Origin of the sequence: Kitasatospora sp. MAA19 (assembly GCF_029894125.1) — a bacterium.
GTDB lineage: Bacteria > Actinomycetota > Actinomycetes > Streptomycetales > Streptomycetaceae > Kitasatospora.
On record NZ_JARXYZ010000012.1, the window covers coordinates 34,941 to 56,632 of the forward strand.

Here is a 21,692-nt window from a genome sequence, read left to right on the forward strand (position 1 = left end):
GGGTACCGTCGACGACATGGCCGATCTTCCGGTGCGTCACTTCCCCGGCCGGGACGGAACCAGGCTCGCGTACCGGGAGTCGGGCACCGGGCGGCCCTTCGTGCTGCTGCACGGCTTCTTCTCGTCCGGGACCCAGAACTGGGTGCGGTCCGGGTTCTCCGCAGCCCTCGCCGAACGTGGTCACCGGCTGATCATGCCGGACCTGCGGGCCCACGGCGACAGCGCCGCACCCCGCGACGCCGCCCGCTACCCACCTGACGTGCTGACCGACGACGCCTTCGCGTTGATCGAGCACCTGGAACTCACCGACTACGACCTCGGCGGCTACTCCCTGGGCGCCCGCACCGTCGTCCGGATGCTGGTGCGGGGTGCGGTGCCGGGCCGGGCGGTCATCGCCGGGCAGGGGCTGCGCGAGGTCACCGGTCACGGCGGCACGGTGGCCCGGTACCTGCGGCACGTCTTCGGCCATCTCGGCACGTTCGAACCCGGCTCGGCCGAATGGAAGGCCGAGCAGTGGCTGATCTCGACCGGTGGCGATCCCCGGGCGCTGCTGCACGTCCTGGACTCGGTCGTCGACACCAGCGCCGGCACCCTGACCGGGATCAGGGTGCCGGCGCTCGTGGTGGTGGGTGCCGACGACGATCGTGACGGCTCCGCGGACGCCCTGGCCAGGGCCCTGCCCGACGGAACGCACGCGGTGGTGCCCGGGAACCACACAACCGCGATCACCGCGCCGGAGCTGGCGGAGACGGTCGCGGGCTTCCTCGCGGATCAGTAGCGACGCTCTCCGTTGCCGTCGACCGGCGACCACCACTGGGTGTAGTTCGTCCCGCCGTCGCCGAAGATGCCGCCGTACCCCTCGACCACCTTGCCGTTCTCCCACTTGAGCATCTGCACGCCGGAGATGTCGAGCACGTCGAACGGGGAGGTGCTGCCCTCCGGAGCGCCCTCGCGCACGGCGTGGATCTTGTTGGCGTCGACCGAGTAGCCGTCCTCGTCGTTGATGAGCAACGTGACGGGCTGCATGGTCCATGAACCGCCGGACGCCTTGAGCATGTCCTGCACGTAGGACAGGAAGTCGTCAAGCCCCACTCGCCAGCCGGATCCGGCGTGGCTGCCCGGTGCGAAGAAACGCAGGTCCTCGGACCAGTACAGTGCGGTCTTTTCCCGGTCGCCGCACGTCACCGCCTCGTACGCGGCAGCGACCAGTTCCGGAGTAATCTCAGCCATGTATCCTCCGCTTGCGCATAGCAGACTTCACGATTTTCGTCGTTGTGTGATCCGGTCGCACCGTCGAAATCGATTCGCGCGGCGCTGTCGACCGGCAGCCACGTGTAGAGATGCCGCCCATCGGGAGCGGATTCTATCGGACCCATTTCTATGCAGAATCCGCCAGCGGCGAAAGCTGCACCTTCGTACAGGTGAATAGGTGGCGTGTACGAAGGTGCAGTTCCCCGGTCGACTTCCGAATGGTAGAAGGAGTGCGGGGAGTTTTCGGTGAACTTGCTGCGGTCAGGGGTGGGTCGGAATGTCTTCATGCCCGGGCGGACCGGTGCAGTAGCCCGTCCTGCGGCGACCCCTGCGCTTTCGGCCGTGAGGCGTTGCCGGTCCCGGGCTCGGGGATCACCGGCCGAGCGCCGGCGCCACGATCACCTGGAGCGGAGGGCGCCCACGGGAACGGGGTCCATGGTGTTTTCTGCGCGCTCCCCGAATTCGGCCATGCTCCTCACCTGATGCGCATCGGAAGCCGTCGCACCCGGTGAGGCCTTCTGGTAGGCGTACGCGGCCAGCCCGGCCTGGAGCCGGGACTCCACGCCGATCTTGCTCATGATCCGGGCGACATGCGCCTTGACGGTCCGCTCGGTGATCCCCAACTTCGTCGCGATCGTCCGGTTCGAGGATCCCACGCCGAGCAGGAAGAACACTTCGATCTCTCGGGGTGTCAGCAGTACGGCCCTTTCCGTTTCCCTGTCCCAGGTGCGCGGTTTCACGGCTTGCCCGCGGGCCTCTTGCTGAACCTCGGATACCTGCCACACCGTGCAGGACAGCTCCTGCTGAATAGTGGACGCCATCGGGTGCTTGGGTGCACCGCATATTTCGTCCATGCGCTCATCGATGGTCGCGGGTCGGACCGGAGACTGCTCCAGGGTATCGGCCAGGTTGCCGAACCCCCTGCTCCGGCGGACGACGTTCAGGAACTTGGCCAGGGCTTCCTTGTCTTCCCAGAGCTCTTGCACGGTGCTGATGATCAGCGACTTCAGGTAATCCGACTCGGACACTTTCCCGTCCGTGGCCACATCTGTCCCCCTCCTGGCGATCGGAAGGTCAGCCAATCAACCGACGGCCGTGACCCGCAAGACCCATGGTCGGGCCACGTCAGTGATCCACAGGGCCAGATTTGCCGTCATATGACATGACAAACCCTCAATGCCTGCTCGGACGGCAGTGACGGGTCGCACAGCCCTCCGGAGCCGGGATGGCCGAAAACCTGTCCAGGCAACCAGTGTGATGGGGGCTTGATCTGGGAACCGCACTGATCGACTTTCCGGACAGCGGGAGAAGTGCGGTTCGGGCGCTCCGAACGGTCTTCGGAGGGAAGGTCGGGAACGCACGTCCCCCGAGGCGGAAGCGGTCCCACCGCTTCCGCCTCGGGGACGTGGCGGTCCGGTACGGATCCCTTGACCGGTCGAAGTGAACCGTGTCGGCGTCGGCCACGTTCCGGTGCGTGCAGCCGAGGGCGGATGCGGCCGATGTGTTTCGGCCGATCTCGTCCGACCTGCCGGTTTCGGCCCCGGGCCACCCGTTGCACCGCCTGGATCGCCTCGTCGGAACACCCGCTCGTTCGCCGGGTGTTGACCCGGGATCAGCACTGCCCCCGACCGATCTGGCTCGCCGTCAGAAGCTTCGATGGGGCTAAGCTGAGGCCTTCAGCCACGCCCGGAGGTGCCTCAGTCGTGTCGGATTCGTTCGTCCATCTGCACAATCACACCGAGTACTCGATGCTTGACGGTGCGCAGCAGATGAAGCCGATGTTCGAGGAGGTGGCCCGTCAGGGGATGCCGGCCATCGCCATGAGTGACCACGGCAACATGTTCGGTGCCTACGAATTCCAGTCAGTTGCCAAGGGGTTCGACGGAGTCAAGCCGATCATCGGCATCGAGGCGTACGTTGCTCCGTCCTCGCGGGGGATCCGGAAGCAGGAGTTCTGGGGGCCCGGCGGCCAGCGGGCGATGGGTGAGAACGGGGAGGGTTCGAAGGACGTCTCCGGCGGTGGCCGGTTCACCCACATGACGATGTGGGCGGAGAACGTCCAGGGCCTTCGCAACCTCTTCTATCTCTCCACCGAGGCGTCCTACACGGGCCAGTTCCCGTCCGGCAAGCCGCGCATGGACATGGAACTGATCAGTGGCCATGCGCAGGGGATCATCGCCACCACCGGCTGTCCGTCGGGAGCCATCCAGACCCGTCTGCGCCTGGGTCAGTACGACGAAGCCCGCGCGACCGCCGGCGCGTACCAGGAAATCTTCGGCCGGGAGAACTACTTCCTCGAATTGATGGACCACGGCCTCTCCATCGAGCGCGAAGTGCGGGACGGACTGCTCCGGCTCGCCAAGGAACTGAGCATTCCGCTGCTCGCGACCAATGACGCCCACTACGTCCGTCCGACCGATGCGGAGGCCCACGACAACCTTCTGTGCATCGGCGTCGGCAAGAACAAGGACGACCCCAACCGATTCAAGTTCCAAGGCACCGGGTACTACCTGAAGACGGCGGCCGAGATGCGCGAGCTCTTCTCGGAATTGCCGGAGGCGTGCGACAACACCCTGCTGATCGCCGAGCGAATCGGCTCGTATGACGACGTTTTCGACTACGTCGACGAGATGCCGCACTTTCCTGACGTCACCGAGGGCATGACGCAGGAGGCCTTTCTGCGCAAGGAGGTCCTCAAGGGGCTCGCCATGCGCTACGGCGACCCGATCCCCGATCACGCCATGGAACGGTTCGAGACCGAGATGGCCGTCATCGGTCCGATGGGCTTCTCCTCGTACTTCCTCGTCGTCGCGGACATCTGCCGGCACGCACGCGACAACGGCATCCCGGTCGGGCCGGGCCGAGGATCGGCGACCGGCTCCATCGTCGCCTACGCCACGCGGATCACCGAACTGTGCCCCTTGGAGCACGGGTTGCTGTTCGAACGGTTCCTCAACCCGGAGCGCATCAACCCGCCGGACGTCGACCTCGACTTCGACGACCGCCAGCGTGACCAGATGGTCCGCTACGTCACCGAGAAGTACGGCGACCCGTACACCGCCATGGTCAACACATTCGGCAAGATCAAGGCGAAGAACGCGATTAAGGACTCCTCGCGCATCCTCGGCTACCCGTTCTCCCACGGTGAGCGGATCGTGAAGGCACTGCCGCCGGACCAGGGGGGGAAGACCATCCCCCTGTCGGGCATCTGGGACTCCTCCCACCCCCGGTACGGCGAAGCCGGCGAGGTCCGGGCGCTGTACGAGAACGACTCCGATGTGAAGAGGGTCATGGACACCGCCAAGGGTGTCGAAGGCCTGATGCGCGGCACCGGTGTGCACGCGGCTGCGGTGATCCTCTCCAAGACCCGCCTGACAGATCGCATTCCCCTGCACATGCGCGCCTCGGACGGCGTGAAGATCACGGGATTCGACTACCCCAGCTGCGAGTCCATGGGCTTGATCAAGATGGACTTCCTGGGACTGCGGAACCTGGGCGTCATCGATCAGGCGATCCAGAACATCCGGGAGAACCGCGGCATCAAACTGGCGACGGTCGATCCGATGGACGGCGACCCGGAGACGGTCGTCATCCCCCTGGACGACCCCAGGACGTACCAGCTTCTGTCGGACGGCAACACCTTCGGTGTGTTCCAGCTCGACGGCGGCGGCATGCGCGCCCTGCTGAAGCTGATGCAGCCCACCCGATTCGAGGACATCGCCGTAGCGCTCGCGCTCTACCGGCCCGGGCCGATGGCCGCCAACGCCCACACCAACTACGCGCTGCGGCAGAGTGGCAAGCAGGAGCCCGCACCGATCCACCCGGACCTGAAGGAAGCACTCGACCCGATCCTGGGATCCACCCACCACCTGCTGGTCTATCAAGAGCAGATCATGGCCATCGCCCGACAGCTCGCCGGATACACGCTGGGCGGCGCCGACATGCTGCGCCGGGCCATGGGCAAGAAGAAGCCCGAGGTCCTGGCCGCCGAGTGGGACAAGTTCTCGGGCGGCATGCGCACGAACGGCTACGCGGAAGAGGCGATCAAAGCCGTCTGGGACGTCATGCTGCCGTTCTCCGGCTACGCGTTCAACAAGTCCCACACCGCAGGCTACGGTCTGGTCTCCGCCTGGACGGCCTACCTCAAGGCCAACTATCCGGCCGAGTACATGGCGGCGCTGCTGACATCGGTCGGGGACGACAAGGACAAGGCCGCCGTCTACCTGGCCGATGCCCGCGCGAACGGCGTCCGGGTCCTCCAGCCCGACGTCAACGAGTCGACGGCCGAGTTCACCGCCGTCGGCGACGACGTGCGGTTCGGGATGCGGGCCGTGCGCAACGTCGGCGACGCGGTGATCGAGGCGGTCGTCGCCGGACGACGCTCCAAGGGCAAGTTCATCTCCTTCGCCGACATGCTGGACAAGTGCGAGCTGCCGGCCCTGAACAAGCGGGCCATCGAGTCGTTGATCAAGGCTGGTGCCTTCGACTCCCTTGGGCACTCCCGGCGCGGTCTGGTCGAGATCCACGAGGCCGCGATCGACGCCGTCGTGCCCGTCAAGAAGGCCGCCTCCTACGGACAGGACGACCTGTTCGCCGGGTTGGGGGGCAGTGACGACGAAGGCTCCGCGCCCGGGTTCGGTCTCGACTTCTCCGTGGAGGAGCAGGAGTGGCCCCGCTCCCAGCTCCTCGCGGTGGAACGGGAGATGCTGGGCCTCTACGTGTCGGCCCATCCCTTGGACGGCGCCGAGCACATCCTCTCCGGGGCCAGGGACACCACGGTCGCCGAACTCCTGGCATCAGGACGTACGAAGGGCGACGTTCAGCTGGCCGGCCTGATCACCGGCGTCCAGCGGAAGATGACCAAGCAGGGCAACAACTGGGCGATCGTCAACTTCGCGGACCGTGACGGGTCCATCGAAGTGCTGTTCTTCCCGGCGGTCTACCAACTCGTCTCTCATGTGCTGACCGAGGACACCGTCATTTCGGTGAAGGGCAAGATCGAGGACCGTGACGGCACCCTGAACATCTTCGGCAGGGAGCTGTCGGTGCTGGACGTCTCCAGCGCCGAGCACGGTGGCAAGCCTCCGGTGCGCCTGGCTCTGCCCTTCCACCGGGTGTCCGAACAGGCCGTCGCGGATCTGAAGCGCATCCTGCACGCGCACCCCGGCGACAGTCCCGTGCACCTCAGCGTGCGCGGCCCGCAGAAGACGACCGTCTACGCCCTGGCGGCACAGGTCGACGCCTCCTCGCTGGCATCCGACATCAAGGGCACCTTCGGACCGGATGCCTGGAGCGGTGTGGCGTGACGGAGGAGGCCCCGACGACTGTCGCTTTCGAACTCGTCAGTGACGATGAGTTATGCATCGCCATCGCCGATGTGCCGGCATGTCCGGCGTGCGGCACTTCAGGGCTGCTGCTGGTCCGCTATCAGCACTCCTGGAAGAACCAGAGCGGTGACGACGTGGTCGGAATCCGCGAGACCTTGCTCTGTCCTCAGTGCGCTGCCGGCAACAGGGCCGCAGCCGAGTTGATCGCGTTCTTCGCCGTGGAGGAAAGGGCGAGTCCCGAGAACGTCGATGTCTTCGGCGAAATGGTCGCCGCGTGGGTTGAGTCGCTGCGCCGGGCACACGTTGACGAAGAGCTCCTTACCGCTGAGTACGACCGGTGGCTGCGAGGGGTCCTCTGATCGTCTTGGGACCGGACCGACCGGCCAATGGATCATTTGAGGCGGCGGTGGTGGGGCGCGTCGATGCCGACGACCAGGACGCGGGGTGTGGCCATGTGCTCCGGTCCTTCGTGCGGAGGGTGAACGAAGGGGGCGGGGGTCAGATCGTCCGGCGCAGCCGGATCAGGCGGCTGGCGTAGTCGCCGGCGGGCAGCCGGAGGTCGATGCCCCGCCGGGCCAGGACGGCGCCGCTGTGGGTGGTGCCCTCGTCGACGTCGAGGTAGCGGGCCGCCGGGTCCAGGGCCGGCAGGGCGAGGCCAGGGGGCTGGTGGCCGAACCGGGTCGCGGGGCGCCAGGCGAGGACGGCGTGTTCGGCGCCGTCCTGGGACGCGTAGTGCACGGCCGTCACTCCGCCGGGGCCCGTCAGGCGGTGTTGGCGGCCGTGCTGGACCAGCGGGCGGATCTCCTTGTAGCGGGCGACGAATGCGGCGGCCTCGTCGAGTTCCTCCTCGGACCAGGCGGTGAGGTCCGCGCCGAGGCCGAGCGCGCCGGCCATGGCGACGTGGAAGCGGAACCGCAACGGGGTGGTGCGGCCGGTGGCGACGTTGGGGCTGTCGGTCACCCAGGCGGCCATGGCCTGGGCGGGAAAGAGCTGGCTGAAGCCGTGTTGGATGCCGATCCGGTCGACGGGGTCGGTGTTGTCCGAGGTCCAGACCTGGTCGGTGCGGGCGAGGATGCCGAGGTCGGCCCGTCCGCCGCCGCCCGCGCAGGCCTCGATGCGCAGGCCCGGATGGTCGGTGCGGAGGCGGTCCATGATCCGGTGGACGGCGCGGGTGTGGTCGATCCAGAGCCGGTCGGGGTCCGGGTGGCCGGCCCATCCGGCTTCGGTGACGACCCGGTTGGCGTCCCACTTGAGCCAGTCGACGTCGTTCTCGCGCACCAGTCGGTCCAGGGTGCGGTGGGCCCAGGCCTCGACGTCGGGGCGGGCGAAGTTCAGCATGAGCTGGTTGCGCAGCTCGGTGGCGTCCAGGGTGGGGGAGTGGACGACCCAGTCGGGGTGGGCGCGGTGGAGCTCGCTGTCGCGGTTGACCATTTCCGGCTCGACCCACAGTCCGAAGGCCATGCCCAGGCGGTGCACCTCGTCGGCCAGTGGGCGCAGCCCGTCGGGGAACGCCTCGGGCCGGGGTGTCCAGTCGCCGAGGCCGGCGCGGTCACTGGTACGGCCGCCGAACCATCCGTCGTCGAGGACGAAGAGTTCGGCGCCCAGGCGGGCGGCCAGTCGGGCCAGGCGCAGCTGGCCGGCCTGGCCGACGTCGAATCCGGTGGCCTCCCACGAGTTGTAGACGACGGGTCGGTCACGCTCGGGGTCGGGCAGGACGGCGGTGCGGACGTGGGTGTGCCAGGCGCGGCTGGCGGCGCCGAAGCCGTCGCGGGTGTGGAGGCCGGCGAAGACGGGGGTGTGCAGGCGCTCGCCGGGTCCGAGGGTCCAGGTGAGTCCCTCGTGACCGAAGCCGCCGGTCCAGGTGGTCCGGCCGACCGGGTCGCGGTGCACGGTGATGCGCCAGCTTCCGCTCCAGGCCAGGGCGGTGCTCCAGACCTCGCCGTGTTCCTCGTCGGCGGTGCCGTCGTCGAGGGCGAGCCAGGGGTTGGCGTGGTGGCTGGTGATGCCGCGTCGGCTGGTGAGCACGGTCTCGGCGACCGGGAGCCGGTCGCGGTGCAGCTGGAACTCGCTGTTCCAGCCGCCCACGAGGTGGCTGAGCCGGTAGTCGGGCAGTGCCGGCGCCGTCCAGGAGGCCGAGTCCAGCCGGTCGACGCTGATCGGGCCCGAGTCGTCGGCACCGGTGTGGGTGAGTTCCACCCATCGTTCGATGACGTCGCTGTCGGGGCGGACGCGGTAGCAGAGCTCGGCGGCCAGCGGGTGGCGGCGGTCCGCCAGGCGCAGGCGCAGCTCCCCGCCGTGGACCGTGTGCCCGGTGAAGGACCACTGTGCGCCGCGGGTGCCGTCGGCGAATCGCACCTGGAGGCCGGCGGGCCCGAACCGCGCACCGGTCTGCGGGGCCAGCTCGTCCGGCGCGGGGTCTGCCTCGAAGCTGCTCGCGGCGGGTGAGGCGGCCGCCGGCAGTCCACCGAGGGCGTCGGTGTCGAGCGGTGCCCCCCAGTGCAGATGCCGGGGGCTGCCGTCAACGCCGATGCGTACGGCGTAGACGCTGTTCGGGGTCCGTAGGACCGCCAGCCCGCGGGCGGGGTCGAAGGAAGCGGATGAGGGCGTGGTAGGCACAGGAGGTCCTGAGGGGTGTCGAGCGACGCTGGGGGTCAGGCGCGGACCGGAAACAGCCGGTCGCCATGGTGAACGACGCTGGAAGCGCCCGGAGTTGGGCCAGAGCGTAGGACCGCCCGGAAGGGAAATCAATACTGGACGAAGTTATTTATTTACCGGTAGGTTGCCGCCGTGTTTCCAAACCACTCGCGGCCACTGGTCACCGCACCGGCCGAAACCGCCGTCCTCGCCCTGCTGCTGGCCGAGAGCCCGCTCAGCCGGGTGGAGCTGGCCCGCCGGACGGGCCTGTCCTCGACCGCTGTGACCAAGGCCGCGCGACCACTCATCGACGACGGCTACCTGCACGAGCTCCCCCCGGAGCGCACCGCTCCAGGGGCCGGACGTCCCGTCAACCCGCTCGCCGTCACTCCCGACCGGGAGTTCTTCGTCGGTGTGAAGATCAGTGCCGACACCCTCTTCGGCACGGTCTGCGACCTGCGGGCCCGGATGCGCACCACCGCCGTCCGGCCGCTGGGCGAGCGTGACCCTGCCGCCGTGTGCGCGCTACTGACCGACCTCGTCGGTGAACTCCTCGACGCGAGACCCGAGTACCGGGCCCGCACCCGGCACCTGGGCATCGCGGTCTCCGGCGACGTGGACCGCCCCAGGGGGCGCGTCCGCTACTCCGTGCTCCCCGGCTGGCGCGACGTGCCGCTGGCCGAGACCGTCGCCGCGGAAACCGGCCTGATCGTCACCGTGGAGAACGACGTCAAGGCCCTCACCGCCGCCGAGCACTGGTACGGGGAGGGCATCGGCACCGAGTACTTCGCGCTGGTCACCATCGGAGCCGGGATCGGCTCGGGGATCGTCGTCAACGGTGAGCTGGTCACCGGCGCCTACGGTGTCGCCGGCGAGATGGGGCACATCAGCATCGACCCGGTCGGGCCGCGGTGCCACTGCGGCCAGGTCGGCTGCGTCGAGGCGGTCGCCTCCAGCGACGCCATCCTCGCCACCGTCCGCCGCGCCACCGACGACCCGGACCTCGACTTCGACGGCGCCGTCCAGCTCGCCCGCAGCGGAGAACCTGCCGCCCGCGACGCCTTCGCCCGGGCCGGCCACGCGATCGGCACCGGCATCGCCACCCTGGTCAACCTGCTCGGCCCCGAGCGCGTCGTCGTCACCGGCGAAGGACTCGACACCTACGACCTTTTCGGAACGCACATCAAGGAGGCCTACGCCGCACACTGCTTCAAGGCGGCGGCGAGGTGCCCGCTGACCCTGCGTCCACTCCCCTGGGAGGAGTGGGCCCGCGGAGCCGCCGTCGTCGGCATCCAGGCCCTCCTGCCCTGAAGGCCCCTGACGAATCGCCACCACGTCGCCCCCGGGCAACCCGGGATCCGCCGATCACCAACCCGAGCCTCCGGCACGACCGATGTCCGTCACCGCCTGCCAGTCGTGAACGTCGGACACCGGCCACGCCGGACAACCACCCGCACCTCCACACCCTCAGCCCGAAGGATGCGAAGTGAGCGCACAGACATCCCAGCTTAGCCGCAGAGGATTCCTCGGCGGATCCGTCCTGTTCGTCGCCGGAGCAGCGGTCGGCTGCACCAGCAACCCGACCGGCGGGGCCTCCGGCGGGGCGAAGACCACCCTGAACGTCTGGTCCCACGCCTACGGCGAGGCCGGCACCCAGCAGGCCCTCACCCGCTACGCGGCCGAGTTCACCAAAGCCAACCCGGACATCGCGGTCAAGGTCACCTGGACCCCGGGCGACTACGCCGGCAAGCTCAACGCGACCCTGCTCACCGACGCGGCCCCGGACGTCTTCGAGATCGGCGACTTCAACGACAGCCTCGCCTGGCACGGCCAGATAGCCCGGCTGGACGACCTCTACGGCAGCGCCAAGCCCGACTTCAACCAGGGCGACCTCGACACGGCGACCGTCGACGGCAAGCTCTACGGCGTCAAGATGATCGACGACGTCATGATGCTCTACTACCGCAAGAGCGCGCTGTCCAAGGCCGGCATCACCCCGCCCGACACCTTCGACGCACTCGTTGCCGCGGCCAAGGCCCTGACCACCAAGAACACCAAGGGCCTGTTCCTCGGCAACGACGGCCTGGGCGACAGCGCCATCATGGCGGTGTGGTCCAACGGCGGCGACCTGGTCGCCGACGGCAAGGCCGTCTTCGGCTCCCCGCAGGCCGCCGAGGCCGTGGCCGGCCTCAAGCGTCTTCACGACGACCAGTCCCTGCTGCTCGGCTTCACCACCGACTGGTGGGATCCCGCCGCCCTCGTGCAGAACGTCGTTCCGATGCAGTGGGGCGGCCTCTGGTCGATGCCCGCCATCAGGACCGCGCTCGGCGACGACTTCGGCGTCCTGCCCTGGCCCGCCTACAAGCCGGGCGGCACGCCCGTCGTGCGCGTCGGCGGCTGGACCAGCTGCGTCAACGCCAAGGGCAAGAACGTCGACGCGGCCAAGAAGTTCGTCCAGTGGCTCTGGATCCAGCAGACCGACCTGCAGAAGGACTGGTCGGAGAGCTACGGCTTCCATATTCCGCCGCGCAAGTCCGTCGCCGCCTCCGCCGACAAGGTCGCCCAGGGCACCGCCAAGGAGACGGTCGAACTGGCCGCCAAGTACGGCCGGCACAACCCCGGCGCCTGGAACAGCGCGGTGAGCTCCCTGTTCAACGCCGCCGCGGCGAAGATCGTCAGCGGGCAGGGGGATGCGTCCTCGCTTCTGGCCGACGCGGCCAGGCAGGCCCAGAGCGAGATCGACAAGCAGCGCGCCTGATGAAGCCCGTACCCTCGACCACGCTGCACGACGAGCGTGCCCGGCGCCCCACGGCCCGGCCGCGGGGCGCCCCCACCCGCCGGCCCCGCACGGATTGGCGTGCCTGGGGAGCGTTCGCACTCCTCGCCGGGCCCCTGCTGATCGGCGTGGGCCTCTTCAAGTACGTCGCGATCGGCTGGAGCTTCCTGCTCAGCCTCAGCGAGGCCCGCGGCACCATCGCCCTGGGCCACTGGGTCGGCCTGGACAACTACCGGGCGCTGCTCTCCGACGCCGTGTTCCGCACATCGCTCGTCCAGATCCTGCTGTTCACGCTGTTCATCGTGCCGGTGACGTTCGCCGCCTCGCTGGGACTCGCGCTGCTGGTGCACCGGATCCGGCGCGGCCGGGCCCTGCTGCGCACCGCCTTCCTGATCCCGGCCGCCGTCTCCTACGTCGCGGCGTCCCTGGTGTGGAAGATGTGCCTGTTCAACGGTCTGCCGGCCGGGATCGCCAACACCGTCGGCGGATGGTTCGGCATGTCCGCCGTCCCGTGGCTGCAGACCACGTCGCCGCCGCTGTACTGGGTCGTCCTCGTCACCCTCCGCCTCTGGCTCCAGGTCGGCTTCTACATGGTGCTCTTCCTGGCCGGCCTCCAGGGCATCCCCAAGGAGATCCACGAGGCCGCCGCACTCGACGGCGCCACCGGCCTGCGCCTGCTGCGCAGGATCACCCTGCCGATGCTGCGCAACACCTCGGTGGCCGTCCTGATGCTGCAGTTCATCGCCGCCTTCCAGGCGTTCGACGAGTTCTACAACCTGTTCAACAGCGGGCTGTCCGGGGCGGCGACGGCCCCGGTCCGAACCCCGCTGGTCTATCTCTACGACACCGCGATGGGCGCCCAGAACTACGGTCTCGGATCGGCCGGAGCCTTCGTGCTCACCGCCCTCATCGTCGGGGTGACCCTGCTCCAGGGCCGGGTCACCGGCTTCGGCAAGGGTGAGGAGTGAGCGGAATGAGAAGCACGCGAGAGCTGTCGCAGGTACTTCGCCGGTGCGCGCGGGGGGCGCTGGCGGGCCTGCTGACGGCAGCGTTCCTGGCCCCCTTCTACCTGATGCTGCGCAACGCGCTGATGGACGCCCGGGGCCTGACGTCACCGCGGTGGACCTGGTGGCCGTCGGCCATGCACTGGGAGAACTTCAGCTCGCTCTTCAGCGACCCCGCCCTGCACATGGGCCAGGCCCTCGGCAACTCGCTGCTGATCGCCGCGATCACCGCCCCGGTGTCGACGATCCTCGCCTCGGCCGCCGGATACGCCCTCGCGCGGATACCGGTGCCCGGACGCGGCGTCCTGCTCGCCCTGGTGGTGGCCACGCTGATGATCCCCGGCTCGGTGACGTTCGTGCCCACCTTCGTCCTCGTGGGCTCCATGGGCGGGGTCAACACGCTGTGGGGAATCATCGCACCCGGGCTGTTCAACCCCTTCGCCGTCCTGCTCTTCCGCAACTTCTACCTCCAGTTCCCCACCGAGATCGAGGAAGCCGGACGCCTGGACGGGCTCGGCTGGTTCGGCCTCTACCGCCGGATCGCGTTGCCGTCGTCCGGAGCGATGCTGGCCTCGCTCGGCGCGCTCGCCTTCATCGACAGCTGGAACTCCTTCCTGTGGCCGCTCGTCATCGGTCAGGACCCGTCCGCGTGGACGGCCCAGATCGCCCTGTCGACCTTCCTCACCTCACAGACCGTCAACCTGCCCGGACTGTTCGCCGGAGCCGTCGTGACCATCACACCGCTGGTGGCCATGTTCCTGGTCGCCCAGCGCTACATCGTCGAAGGCATCGCCACCAGCGGACTCAAGGGCTGAGTCGCCCCCGGTCCGCCCCCCCTTGACTCCGGACCGTCCGGTCCGGGCCGCACCACCTGAAGATCCGAGGCCCCACCCCACCCCTGGAGGGGAAACCATGAGATCAGACAGTTCGCCTCCCACCGTCCGAAGCTCCTTCGTCCGAATCCTGCCCGCCGCGGCCGCCGCGGTGACCCTCGTCCTCGGGGGAACATCCGCTTCCTCCGCAGCGCCCCTCACCACCGCCTCGACCACCGCGTCCGCCATGACGGGGACGCAGCTCGCGGCTTCGTGGACCGGTCCGCTGAGCACCCGGGGCCGGTACATCGTCGACGCCAACGGCGACCGCTTCAAGCTGAAGGCCGGCAACTGGGCCGGCGCCCAGGGCACCTGGGAGGGCAGCGGGGACGTCAACGATCCCGCCAACAACCAGGCGGGACAGGTGTCGCACAACATCCCGCTGGGCCTGGACCGGACACCGATGACGCAGATCCTGGCCGACTTCCACGGCCTGGGCCTCAACAGCATGCGGCTGCCCTTCGCCAACGCGCTGATCCACGACACCAGCACCGTGCCGGACGCGGCGGTGGCCGCCAACCCGCAACTGAAGGGCAAGACCCCGCTGCAGGTCTACGACGCGGTGGTCGCCGCGCTGACCGCCGACGGCTTCGCGGTCATCCTCAACAACCACACCACCACCTACCGCTTCTGCTGCGGCCTGGACGGCAACGAGCGGTGGAACAGCAGCCAGTCCACCGAGCAGTGGGAGGCGGACTGGCTGTTCATGGTGCAGCGGTACCAGGCGAACAAGCGTGTCGTGGGCGCGGACCTGCGCAACGAGGTCCGCCGTGACACCTGGGACAACCCCAACTGGGGCTGGGGCGACTCCCACGACGAGTACGCCGCCTTCGAGGAGGCGGGCAACCGGATCCTGGCTGCCGACCCCGACCTGCTGATCGTCATGGAGGGCATCAACTGGTCCGGGATCCCGACCGCGATCACCTGGCACGAACGGCCGATGCTCACCCCGGTGCGCACCCTCTCGAACACGCTGGTCCGGTCGGACAAGCTCGTCTACGCGGCCCACTTCTACGCCTACACCGGGCCCGCCAACACCGGGGCGGAGAGCGGCCCGGGCTCCACCAGCGACCCCCGCTACCAGGACTTCACCCCCGAGCAGCTCGCCCAGGTCGTCAACGACGAGGCCCTGTTCGTCACCCAGTCCGGCCAGCACTTCACCGCGCCGGTGTGGATCAGCGAGTTCGGCGCGGCGGGCCGCGGCTCGACCAACGCCAAGGAGCAGGCCTGGTTCCACAACTTCACCGACATCCTGGTGAAGAACGACACCGACTTCTCCCAGTGGCCGGTCGTCGGCTGGAGCGACGCCAACGGCAACCCGCAGGACAACTGGGCCCTGCTCTCCTACGACGCCACCGGCAAGCGGCTCGGTCTGGGCGACTCCGGCGACTGGCGGGCCGCCGACTGGAACAAGCTGATCAACGCGCCGAGCCTCACCGGCCCGGTGGCACCGGTCCAACACTGGAACATGCTCGACCTCGACTTCGGCGACCAGAACGCCTCCACCCGCATGCTCGCCCAGGGCGACTGGTCCAACGGCAACCGCAAGGGCAACTGCCCCGACACCGAGCGCCTGGTCGGCCTCGGCCGCGGCGACAGCCGTGGCCTGTGCACCGACGCCGGCCAGCCCGCCGCCGGAGCCGGCGACTGGGTGACCGTCACCGACGAACGCTACGTCACCCACGGTGACTGGGCCCCGGGCTACAACAAGCTCCAGTGCCCCGACAACACCTACGCCGTCGGCTACAGCGCCCACAGCAACGCGATGTCCGCCCTGCTCTGTGCGCCGGCCGCAGCTCCGCTGTCGACCACCGGGCGCAACGCCTGGTTCGACCACGGCGACAACCGCCCCGCCACCGGCGGCTCCACCGCCAGCGACTGGGCACCCGGCTACTACAAGGGCCAGTGCGCCGACAACGAGTACCTCGCCGGCGTCGCCTACACCTGGAAGTGGAACCACGGCGGAGTCCCCGACGCCCTGCTCTGCCGCCCGCTGAGCTGACCTGACAACCGTCTCAATCGCAAGGAGCACCACGGCAATGCCACGACTGGAGATCGCCGCAGACGGCTTCCGTCTCGACGACCGACCGCTGCGGATCATCTCCGGCGGGCTGCACTACTTCCGCGTCCACCCGGAGCAGTGGGCCGACCGGCTCCGCAAGGCGCGCCTGATGGGGCTGAACACGGTCGAGACCTATGTCCCCTGGAACCTCCACGCGCCCCGGCGCGGGGAGTTCCGGCTGGACGCAGGTCTCGACCTGCCCCGATTCCTCGACCTCGCCGCCGCCGAAGGCCTGCACGTGCTGCTCCGCCCCGGCCCGTACATCTGCGCCGAGTGGGAGGGCGGAGGCCTGCCCTCCTGGCTGCTCGCCGACGAGGACATCGAACTGCGCAGCCGCGACCCGCGCTACCTGAAGGCGGTCGACGCCTACCTCGGCGCCCTGCTACCGCCCGTTCTCCCGTATCTCTCCACCCGCGGCGGCCCGATCCTCGCCGTCCAGCTGGAGAACGAGTACGGCGCGTACGGCGACGACTCCGGCTACCTCGAGGACCTGGCGGAGATGCTGGACCGGCACGGAGTCGACGTGCCGCTGTTCACCTGTGACCAGCCCTCCGACCTGGCCCGCGGCGGCCTCGACGGCGTCCTGCGCACCGTCAACCTCGGCAGCCGGGTGGACGCCGGGCTCGCCGAACTGCGCACGCGACAGCCGTCCGGGCCGCTGATGTGCAGCGAGTTCTGGATCGGCTGGTTCGACCGTTGGGGCGGCACCCATGTCACCCGCAGTGCCGCCGACGCCGCGGCGGACCTCGACCGGCTGCTCGCGGCCGGCGCGTCGGTGAACATCTACATGTTCCACGGCGGCACCAACTTCGGCTTCACCAACGGCGCCAACGACAAGGGCACGTACCGCCCCACCGTCACGTCGTACGACTACGACGCGCCGCTGGACGAGGCCGGCGACACCACCCCCAAGTACACCGCCTTCCGCGAGGTGATCGCCCGGTACGCACCCGTCCCCGAGGAGCCGGCACCCGGGCCCGCCCCCAAGCTCGCCCCGACCACCGCCGAACTCACCGCCTGTGCAGGCCTGCTGGACCAGCGCGAGCGGCTCGGCGACGCGGTGCACGCCGACCGACCGCAGACCATGGAACAGCTCGGCCAGTCCGTCGGCTTCGCCCTCTACGAGACGGCACTCCCGGCGGCCGGACCGGCCGTCCTGCACATCGCCGAGGTACGGGACCGCGCCCAGGTCTTCGTCGACGGCCAGCCGGTCGGCGTCCTGGAACGCGAGAGCCACGAGCACACGCTCTCCTTCCACGCCCCCCGCCGCGGCGCGCGGCTGTCCGTACTGGTGGAGAACCAGGGAAGGGTCAACTACGGCCAGGGCATGCACGACCGCAAGGGCCTGCTCGGCGAGGTCACCGTCAACGGGCGGGCCCCGGAGAGCTGGGACAGCCGGCCGCTGCCGCTCGACGAGCTGGGCGGACTGTCCTTCACCGCGTTCGAGCCCGCCGCGCCCCCGGTCGGTCCGGCCTTCCACCGGGGGCACCTGGACATCGAACAGCCGGCCGACGGCTTCGTCTCCCTGGACGGCTGGACCAAGGGTCAGGTCTGGATCAACGACTTCGCACTCGGCCGGTACTGGTCCCGGGGCCCGCAGACCACGCTCTACGTCCCCGCACCGGTCCTGAAGGCCGGCTGGAACGAGATCACCGTTTTCGAAATGCACGGCTCCAGCACCCGCACGGTCGAACTGCGGGGCACTCCCGACCTGGGCCCCACCGAGGACTGAGGCCGACGACGCCCTGGATTCCGCACCTCGCCCGACGACCGGCCCGCCGTCCGACGAGCCCACGACCGCGGTGCCAGGCCCGCAGCTGTGTGGGCCCGGCACCGCGGGCGGCTACCTCTTGCCCTGCTTGTTCCAGTTGTCCCAGGTCGGCCGGTTGCCGAACACCGGCGTGATGGTCCCGCTGGTGAGGAGAAGCAGCGGCCCGGTCGTGCCGCGAGAACTCGCCCGCCACACGGATCGCCCGAGGCCGCCGCCAGTCGACCGCCTCCGGCACCTCGGCACCCAGGCGTCTACGCACCAGCGCCTCGACCCCTTCCTTGCCGCCAGCCACTCCCGCAGGAAGCTCGCGACGGTGGTGCGGCGGTCCTCGGGGACCCCGCGCAGCTCACCGTCCAGCACCGCCTTCATCTCCCGGGCCGCCTCGGCCCGGCCGGCGAACCCGCCCCGACGGCGGGTACGGCGCCAGCCGTCCTCCCGCGCCAGGTCGACGGCGTACGTCCACCTGCCGTGATCCGGCTCCTCCGACAGGCGCACACACCACGGACTCAACTGCCTCCCACGCCCGTCCGAGCAGCCACACCGCTGGCCGGGCGAGTGGGCGAGGCGGCGGAGTCGTGGACCAGGTCGGTCGGGTTCTCGACGTCGAGGGACGGCATCGGCGCGGGCGACGAGGTGGCGGCCGCGGGGGGTGGAGTCTCGGTGCGGGGCGGCGCGGTGGCGGCCGGGGCCGTTCGGGGCGGTGCAGGGGTGGCCGTGCCCGGAGCCGCCGGGGCGCTCGGCGAAGCGGCCGTCGTGGTGGACGCTTTCGTCTCAGTGGCCGTCGGGGACACGGTCGAAGGCGTTGCCGTGGCGGCGGTGGTAGGAGCCGTGGTCGGGCTGGCGGGCTGGTTGTCGCCGCCCTCGTCCGCGTCGCAGGCCGAGGCGGTTCCGAGCGCGGCGAGGATGAGGACGACGATTCCCACGGCTCTGTGTCGGTGCATGCGGTGGGATCTCCCGATTCTGGCGGACGGTGTGGCCGTGAGACGACCTCCCTGCGCAATCGGTTCCGTCGGCGCGGCCCCAACCCTCCCCGGTCGGCGATGCCTTGACCACCAACTGCCGGCCGACATTCCGTTGTCCTGAACTGATTTCACAGAATTGGCTTTAATCATTCGTTACGCCGATTCCCTTCCCAGCGTGCCATTGCACCGGCCAGGCTTCGGTCTGCTCAAGTCGGGGCGCGCGACCGCGCATCCCGGACGCCCAGGGGAGGACGCACCCGTGCCGAACAGGCAACGACGACGGCTGCTCATGAGCGCTGTCACGCTCACCGCGCTCAGCCTGACCACCACTCAGGCCATCGCCGCACCCACCGCACAGTCCGGGACCCAGCCGGTCCCGGTACAGCACCTGACCGAGATCGGCCAGAAGCACGCGCAGAAGGTCAAGGGCAAGACGGCGACCGGTCAGGCCTCCTCCGCCAAGGCCGAGTCCGGAGCGGACGAGGGCGGCGAGGCGGAGAACTCCGCCGAGGGCACCGCGCAGTACACCGAGGCCCGCACCGCCCCCGGCGTGGTCGCACCCGGCGCCTACGGCGCGGCCTGGGCCCAGCTGCAATCGCTGCCGCACGCCGGCGGCAGCTGGGACCACGTCACGGACAAGCCGTACAACGGGGACGACCCGCGCTACCGCGACGTCAACTCCAACTCCAGCGGCGGCGCTGGCTACGTCACCGGCCGGATCACCGGCCTGGCGGCCGACAGCGACGGGTACGTCTACGCGGGCGGTGCGAACGGCGGGGTGTTCCGCTCCCGCACCGGTGGCGGGCACTGGGAGGCGATCGCCGACAAGCTGCCGACGCTGTCCACCGGCACCCTGAACCTCGACGGTGGCGGCCGGCTCTGGTACGCCACCGGTGAGTCCAACACCGGTGCGACCTCGTACGTCGGCACCGGCGTGTACGTGCTCTCCGACCCCGAGCACGGCGAGTTCCAGCCCGGGAACCGGGTTGGCGGGGCCGAGCTGGAGTCCACCACGATCCACCAGTTGCGGTTCGCCGGGGACAAGGTGTGGGCGGCCACCAACCGGGGCGTGTGGAGCCACTCCACCACCACGCTGTCGGGCCCGTGGACGCTGGAGTTCGCGCCCAACCCCGACTACCTGCCGGGTGGTTCGAAGGCGGCCGACCCGTCCGCGCCGTACAAGAACATCGCCAACGACGTCGCGATCGACCCCAAGGACCCGTCGAAGGTGATCCTTGCCGTGGGCTGGCGCGGCGGCGACACCTACAACGGCTTCTACAGCAAGGCCACGGACGGGAGTTGGCAGCGCGTCGGTTCGCTCGGCGACCTGCCGACGGACGCGGCGAATGTCGGCAACGTGACCTTCGCGCGCTCGGCGGACGGCTCGCGCTACTACGCCATCGACCAGTCCCCTGACGTCATGGCGCACAACCCCGACACCGGCCTCAAGGGCGTCTACGTCTCCAAGTCAGGCTCCCCGGCCGGCCCGTGGACCCTGGTCGCGGACAAGGACAAGCTCAAGGGCTCCGGCTCCGCGCTCCAGGACGCGGGCTACCAGCCCGGCATCCAGTCCTGGTACAACCAGTTCCTCCAGGTCGACCCGGCCAACCCGGACCACGTCTGGGCGGGCCTGGAGGAGGTCTTCGAGACCACCGACGGCGGCGCCAAGTGGGCCACCATCGCCCCGTACTGGAACAACCCGTTCCCGTGCTGGAGCATCGACCCCACCAAGCAGACCGGCGACTGCTCGCCGACCACGCACTCCGACCAGCACGCCGTCGCCATCGGCAGCAACCACGGCCAGGCCTCGGTGTACGTGGGCAACGACGGCGGCATCTACACCCGCCCGGTCAACGGCCAGCTGGACGCGGGCGGCCACGCCAAGGACTGGAAGTCCCTCAACGACGGCACCATCGACACCCTGCAGTACTACTCGGTCGGCGTCGGCAAGGACCCCGCCGACCGCTCCGGCAAGGGCGTGATCGTCAGCGGCGGCCTCCAGGACAACGGCGAGTCCATCCTGCGCGCCCACGACAAGGTGATGGGCTCCAACTTCGGCGGCGACGGCGCCGACACCCTCGTCGACCCGGCCAACGGCTGCAACATCGCCGAGGAGTACGTCTACCTCGACATGTGGGTCACCCAGAACTGCGCCGTCAACAACGGCGGCTGGACGAAGGACCCGAGCAAGGCCACCTCCTACGAGGTGGCCCCGCCCGACAAGGATCTCGGCGGCGCCGGGGCCCGCTTCATCGCCCCGATCACCGCCGACCCGAAGGACGGCAACACCTGGATCGCCGGCGGCCGGCACGTCTGGGTCCAGCACAAGGGCTACGCGATCCGCAGCGGCAGCGAGTGGACCAGTGCCTACGACCTCGGTGAGGGCCACGTCGCCACCGCCGTCGCCACCGTCAACGGCACCGTCTACGCGGGCTGGTGCGGCCCCTGCAACAACCAGGGCTTCAGCCGCGGCATCGCCGTGGGCAAGACCGACGGCACCGGCTGGCACCAGCTCAACCTGCCCGTCGACGGCACCCTGCCCAACCGGTACGTCTCCTCCTTCGCGGTCGACGAGAACGACGCCCAGCACGTCTTCGTCTCGTTCAGCGGCTTCTCCCGCAGCTGGACGGAGGGCCCCGGCGCCGGGATCGGCCACCTCTTCGAGACCCACGACGGCGGCACGACCTGGACCGACGTCTCGGCCAACCTGCCCGACGTGCCGGCCACCTCGATCAAGCTGCTGCCGAACGGCGGCCTGGCCCTCGGCACCGACCTCGCCGCGTTCTACCGCGCGCCCGGCACCACCGACTTCAAGGTGCTCGGCAAGGGCCTGCCCACCACCTCGGTGCAGCAGCTCAAGATCGGCCCCGACGGCAAGCTCTACGCCGCCACCTTCGGCCGCGGCATCTGGTCCTTCGACCTGCGCCGCCTCGGCCGAGGCCATGGGTTCGACGAGGACTGATCCTTTTCGCCTCGCTGCGCGACACCGCCGGTGTGCGGTCCGGTCATCCGACCGGTTCGCACACCGGCGGT

At 69.5% G+C, this 21,692-nt stretch carries 14 protein-coding genes; 10 read left to right on the forward strand and 4 right to left on the reverse strand.

Annotated elements, in window-relative coordinates; translation table 11 throughout:
* Positions 1-16 precede the first annotated feature (16 nt).
* Positions 17-778 carry an alpha/beta fold hydrolase gene (locus P3T27_RS19700; protein WP_280680388.1) on the forward strand — a complete coding sequence of 254 codons (762 nt, stop codon included), beginning with the start codon at positions 17-19 and terminating at the stop codon, positions 776-778.
* Here P3T27_RS19700 and P3T27_RS19705 read toward each other — a convergent pair.
* Both P3T27_RS19705 and P3T27_RS19710 read right to left on the reverse strand, forming a co-directional pair.
* A complete protein-coding gene (locus tag P3T27_RS19705; RefSeq protein ID WP_280680389.1) occupies positions 772-1,230 on the reverse strand; it encodes a nuclear transport factor 2 family protein in 459 nt (152 codons plus the stop codon). The genes P3T27_RS19700 and P3T27_RS19705 overlap by 7 nt on opposite strands.
* Positions 1,231-1,649: 419 nt before the next feature.
* Positions 1,650-2,297, reverse strand: a complete 648-nt coding sequence (locus tag P3T27_RS19710; RefSeq protein WP_280680390.1) for a LuxR C-terminal-related transcriptional regulator — start codon at positions 2,295-2,297, stop codon at positions 1,650-1,652.
* Between the two features lie 657 nt (positions 2,298-2,954).
* Here P3T27_RS19710 and dnaE point away from each other — a divergent pair.
* The gene (gene dnaE, locus P3T27_RS19715; protein WP_280680391.1) at positions 2,955-6,557 is read left to right on the forward strand and encodes a DNA polymerase III subunit alpha; all 3,603 of its coding nucleotides are present in this window, start codon (positions 2,955-2,957) and stop codon (positions 6,555-6,557) included.
* The gene (locus P3T27_RS19720) at positions 6,554-6,937 is read left to right on the forward strand and encodes a DUF6300 family protein (RefSeq protein WP_280680392.1); all 384 of its coding nucleotides are present in this window, start codon (positions 6,554-6,556) and stop codon (positions 6,935-6,937) included. The genes dnaE and P3T27_RS19720 overlap by 4 nt, the downstream gene beginning before the upstream one ends.
* 139 nt (positions 6,938-7,076) lie before the next feature.
* Here P3T27_RS19720 and P3T27_RS19725 read toward each other — a convergent pair whose 3' ends face one another.
* Positions 7,077-9,194 (reverse strand): alpha-galactosidase, encoded by a 2,118-nt coding sequence (locus P3T27_RS19725; RefSeq protein WP_280680393.1) that lies wholly within the window; start codon positions 9,192-9,194, stop codon positions 7,077-7,079.
* 171 nt (positions 9,195-9,365) lie between these two features.
* Here P3T27_RS19725 and P3T27_RS19730 point away from each other — a divergent pair, with 171 nt between their 5' ends.
* From P3T27_RS19730 to P3T27_RS19755, 6 genes are all read left to right on the forward strand, one after another.
* Positions 9,366-10,523, forward strand: a complete 1,158-nt coding sequence (locus tag P3T27_RS19730) for an ROK family transcriptional regulator (RefSeq protein WP_280680394.1) — start codon at positions 9,366-9,368, stop codon at positions 10,521-10,523.
* Between the two features lie 175 nt (positions 10,524-10,698).
* Positions 10,699-11,970, forward strand: a complete 1,272-nt coding sequence (locus P3T27_RS19735; protein ID WP_280680395.1) for a sugar ABC transporter substrate-binding protein — start codon at positions 10,699-10,701, stop codon at positions 11,968-11,970.
* Positions 11,970-12,956 (forward strand): sugar ABC transporter permease, encoded by a 987-nt coding sequence (locus P3T27_RS19740; RefSeq protein WP_280680396.1) that lies wholly within the window; start codon positions 11,970-11,972, stop codon positions 12,954-12,956. Before P3T27_RS19735 ends, P3T27_RS19740 begins: the two co-directional genes overlap by 1 nt.
* 5 nt (positions 12,957-12,961) lie before the next feature.
* A complete protein-coding gene (locus P3T27_RS19745; protein ID WP_280680397.1) occupies positions 12,962-13,807 on the forward strand; it encodes a carbohydrate ABC transporter permease in 846 nt (281 codons plus the stop codon).
* Between the two features lie 97 nt (positions 13,808-13,904).
* Positions 13,905-15,866: a cellulase family glycosylhydrolase gene (locus P3T27_RS19750; RefSeq protein WP_280680398.1), complete on the forward strand. Its 1,962-nt coding sequence runs from the start codon at positions 13,905-13,907 to the stop codon at positions 15,864-15,866.
* 37 nt (positions 15,867-15,903) lie between these two features.
* The gene (locus tag P3T27_RS19755; protein ID WP_280680399.1) at positions 15,904-17,658 is read left to right on the forward strand and encodes a beta-galactosidase; all 1,755 of its coding nucleotides are present in this window, start codon (positions 15,904-15,906) and stop codon (positions 17,656-17,658) included.
* Positions 17,659-17,769: 111 nt separating this feature from the next.
* Here P3T27_RS19755 and P3T27_RS19760 read toward each other — a convergent pair whose 3' ends face one another.
* Positions 17,770-18,192 (reverse strand): hypothetical protein, encoded by a 423-nt coding sequence (locus P3T27_RS19760; RefSeq protein WP_280680552.1) that lies wholly within the window; start codon positions 18,190-18,192, stop codon positions 17,770-17,772.
* A gap of 756 nt (positions 18,193-18,948) precedes the next feature.
* On the opposite strand from P3T27_RS19760, the gene P3T27_RS19765 reads away from it, so the two are divergent.
* A complete protein-coding gene (locus P3T27_RS19765; protein WP_280680400.1) occupies positions 18,949-21,621 on the forward strand; it encodes a glycosyl hydrolase in 2,673 nt (890 codons plus the stop codon).
* Positions 21,622-21,692: the final 71 nt, after the last annotated feature.

Bases quoted from the DNA above. Each gene is read 5' to 3' on its own strand.
- P3T27_RS19700 (WP_280680388.1), top strand. From the start codon at position 17: ATGGCCGATCTTCCGGTGCGTCACTTCCCCGGCCGGGACGGAACCAGG.
- P3T27_RS19705 (WP_280680389.1), bottom strand. From the start codon at position 1,230: ATGGCTGAGATTACTCCGGAACTGGTCGCTGCCGCGTACGAGGCGGTG.
- P3T27_RS19740 (WP_280680396.1), top strand. From the start codon at position 11,970: ATGAAGCCCGTACCCTCGACCACGCTGCACGACGAGCGTGCCCGGCGC.
- P3T27_RS19745 (WP_280680397.1), top strand. From the start codon at position 12,962: ATGAGAAGCACGCGAGAGCTGTCGCAGGTACTTCGCCGGTGCGCGCGG.
- P3T27_RS19750 (WP_280680398.1), top strand. From the start codon at position 13,905: ATGAGATCAGACAGTTCGCCTCCCACCGTCCGAAGCTCCTTCGTCCGA.
- P3T27_RS19755 (WP_280680399.1), top strand. From the start codon at position 15,904: ATGCCACGACTGGAGATCGCCGCAGACGGCTTCCGTCTCGACGACCGA.
- P3T27_RS19765 (WP_280680400.1), top strand. From the start codon at position 18,949: ATGAGCGCTGTCACGCTCACCGCGCTCAGCCTGACCACCACTCAGGCC.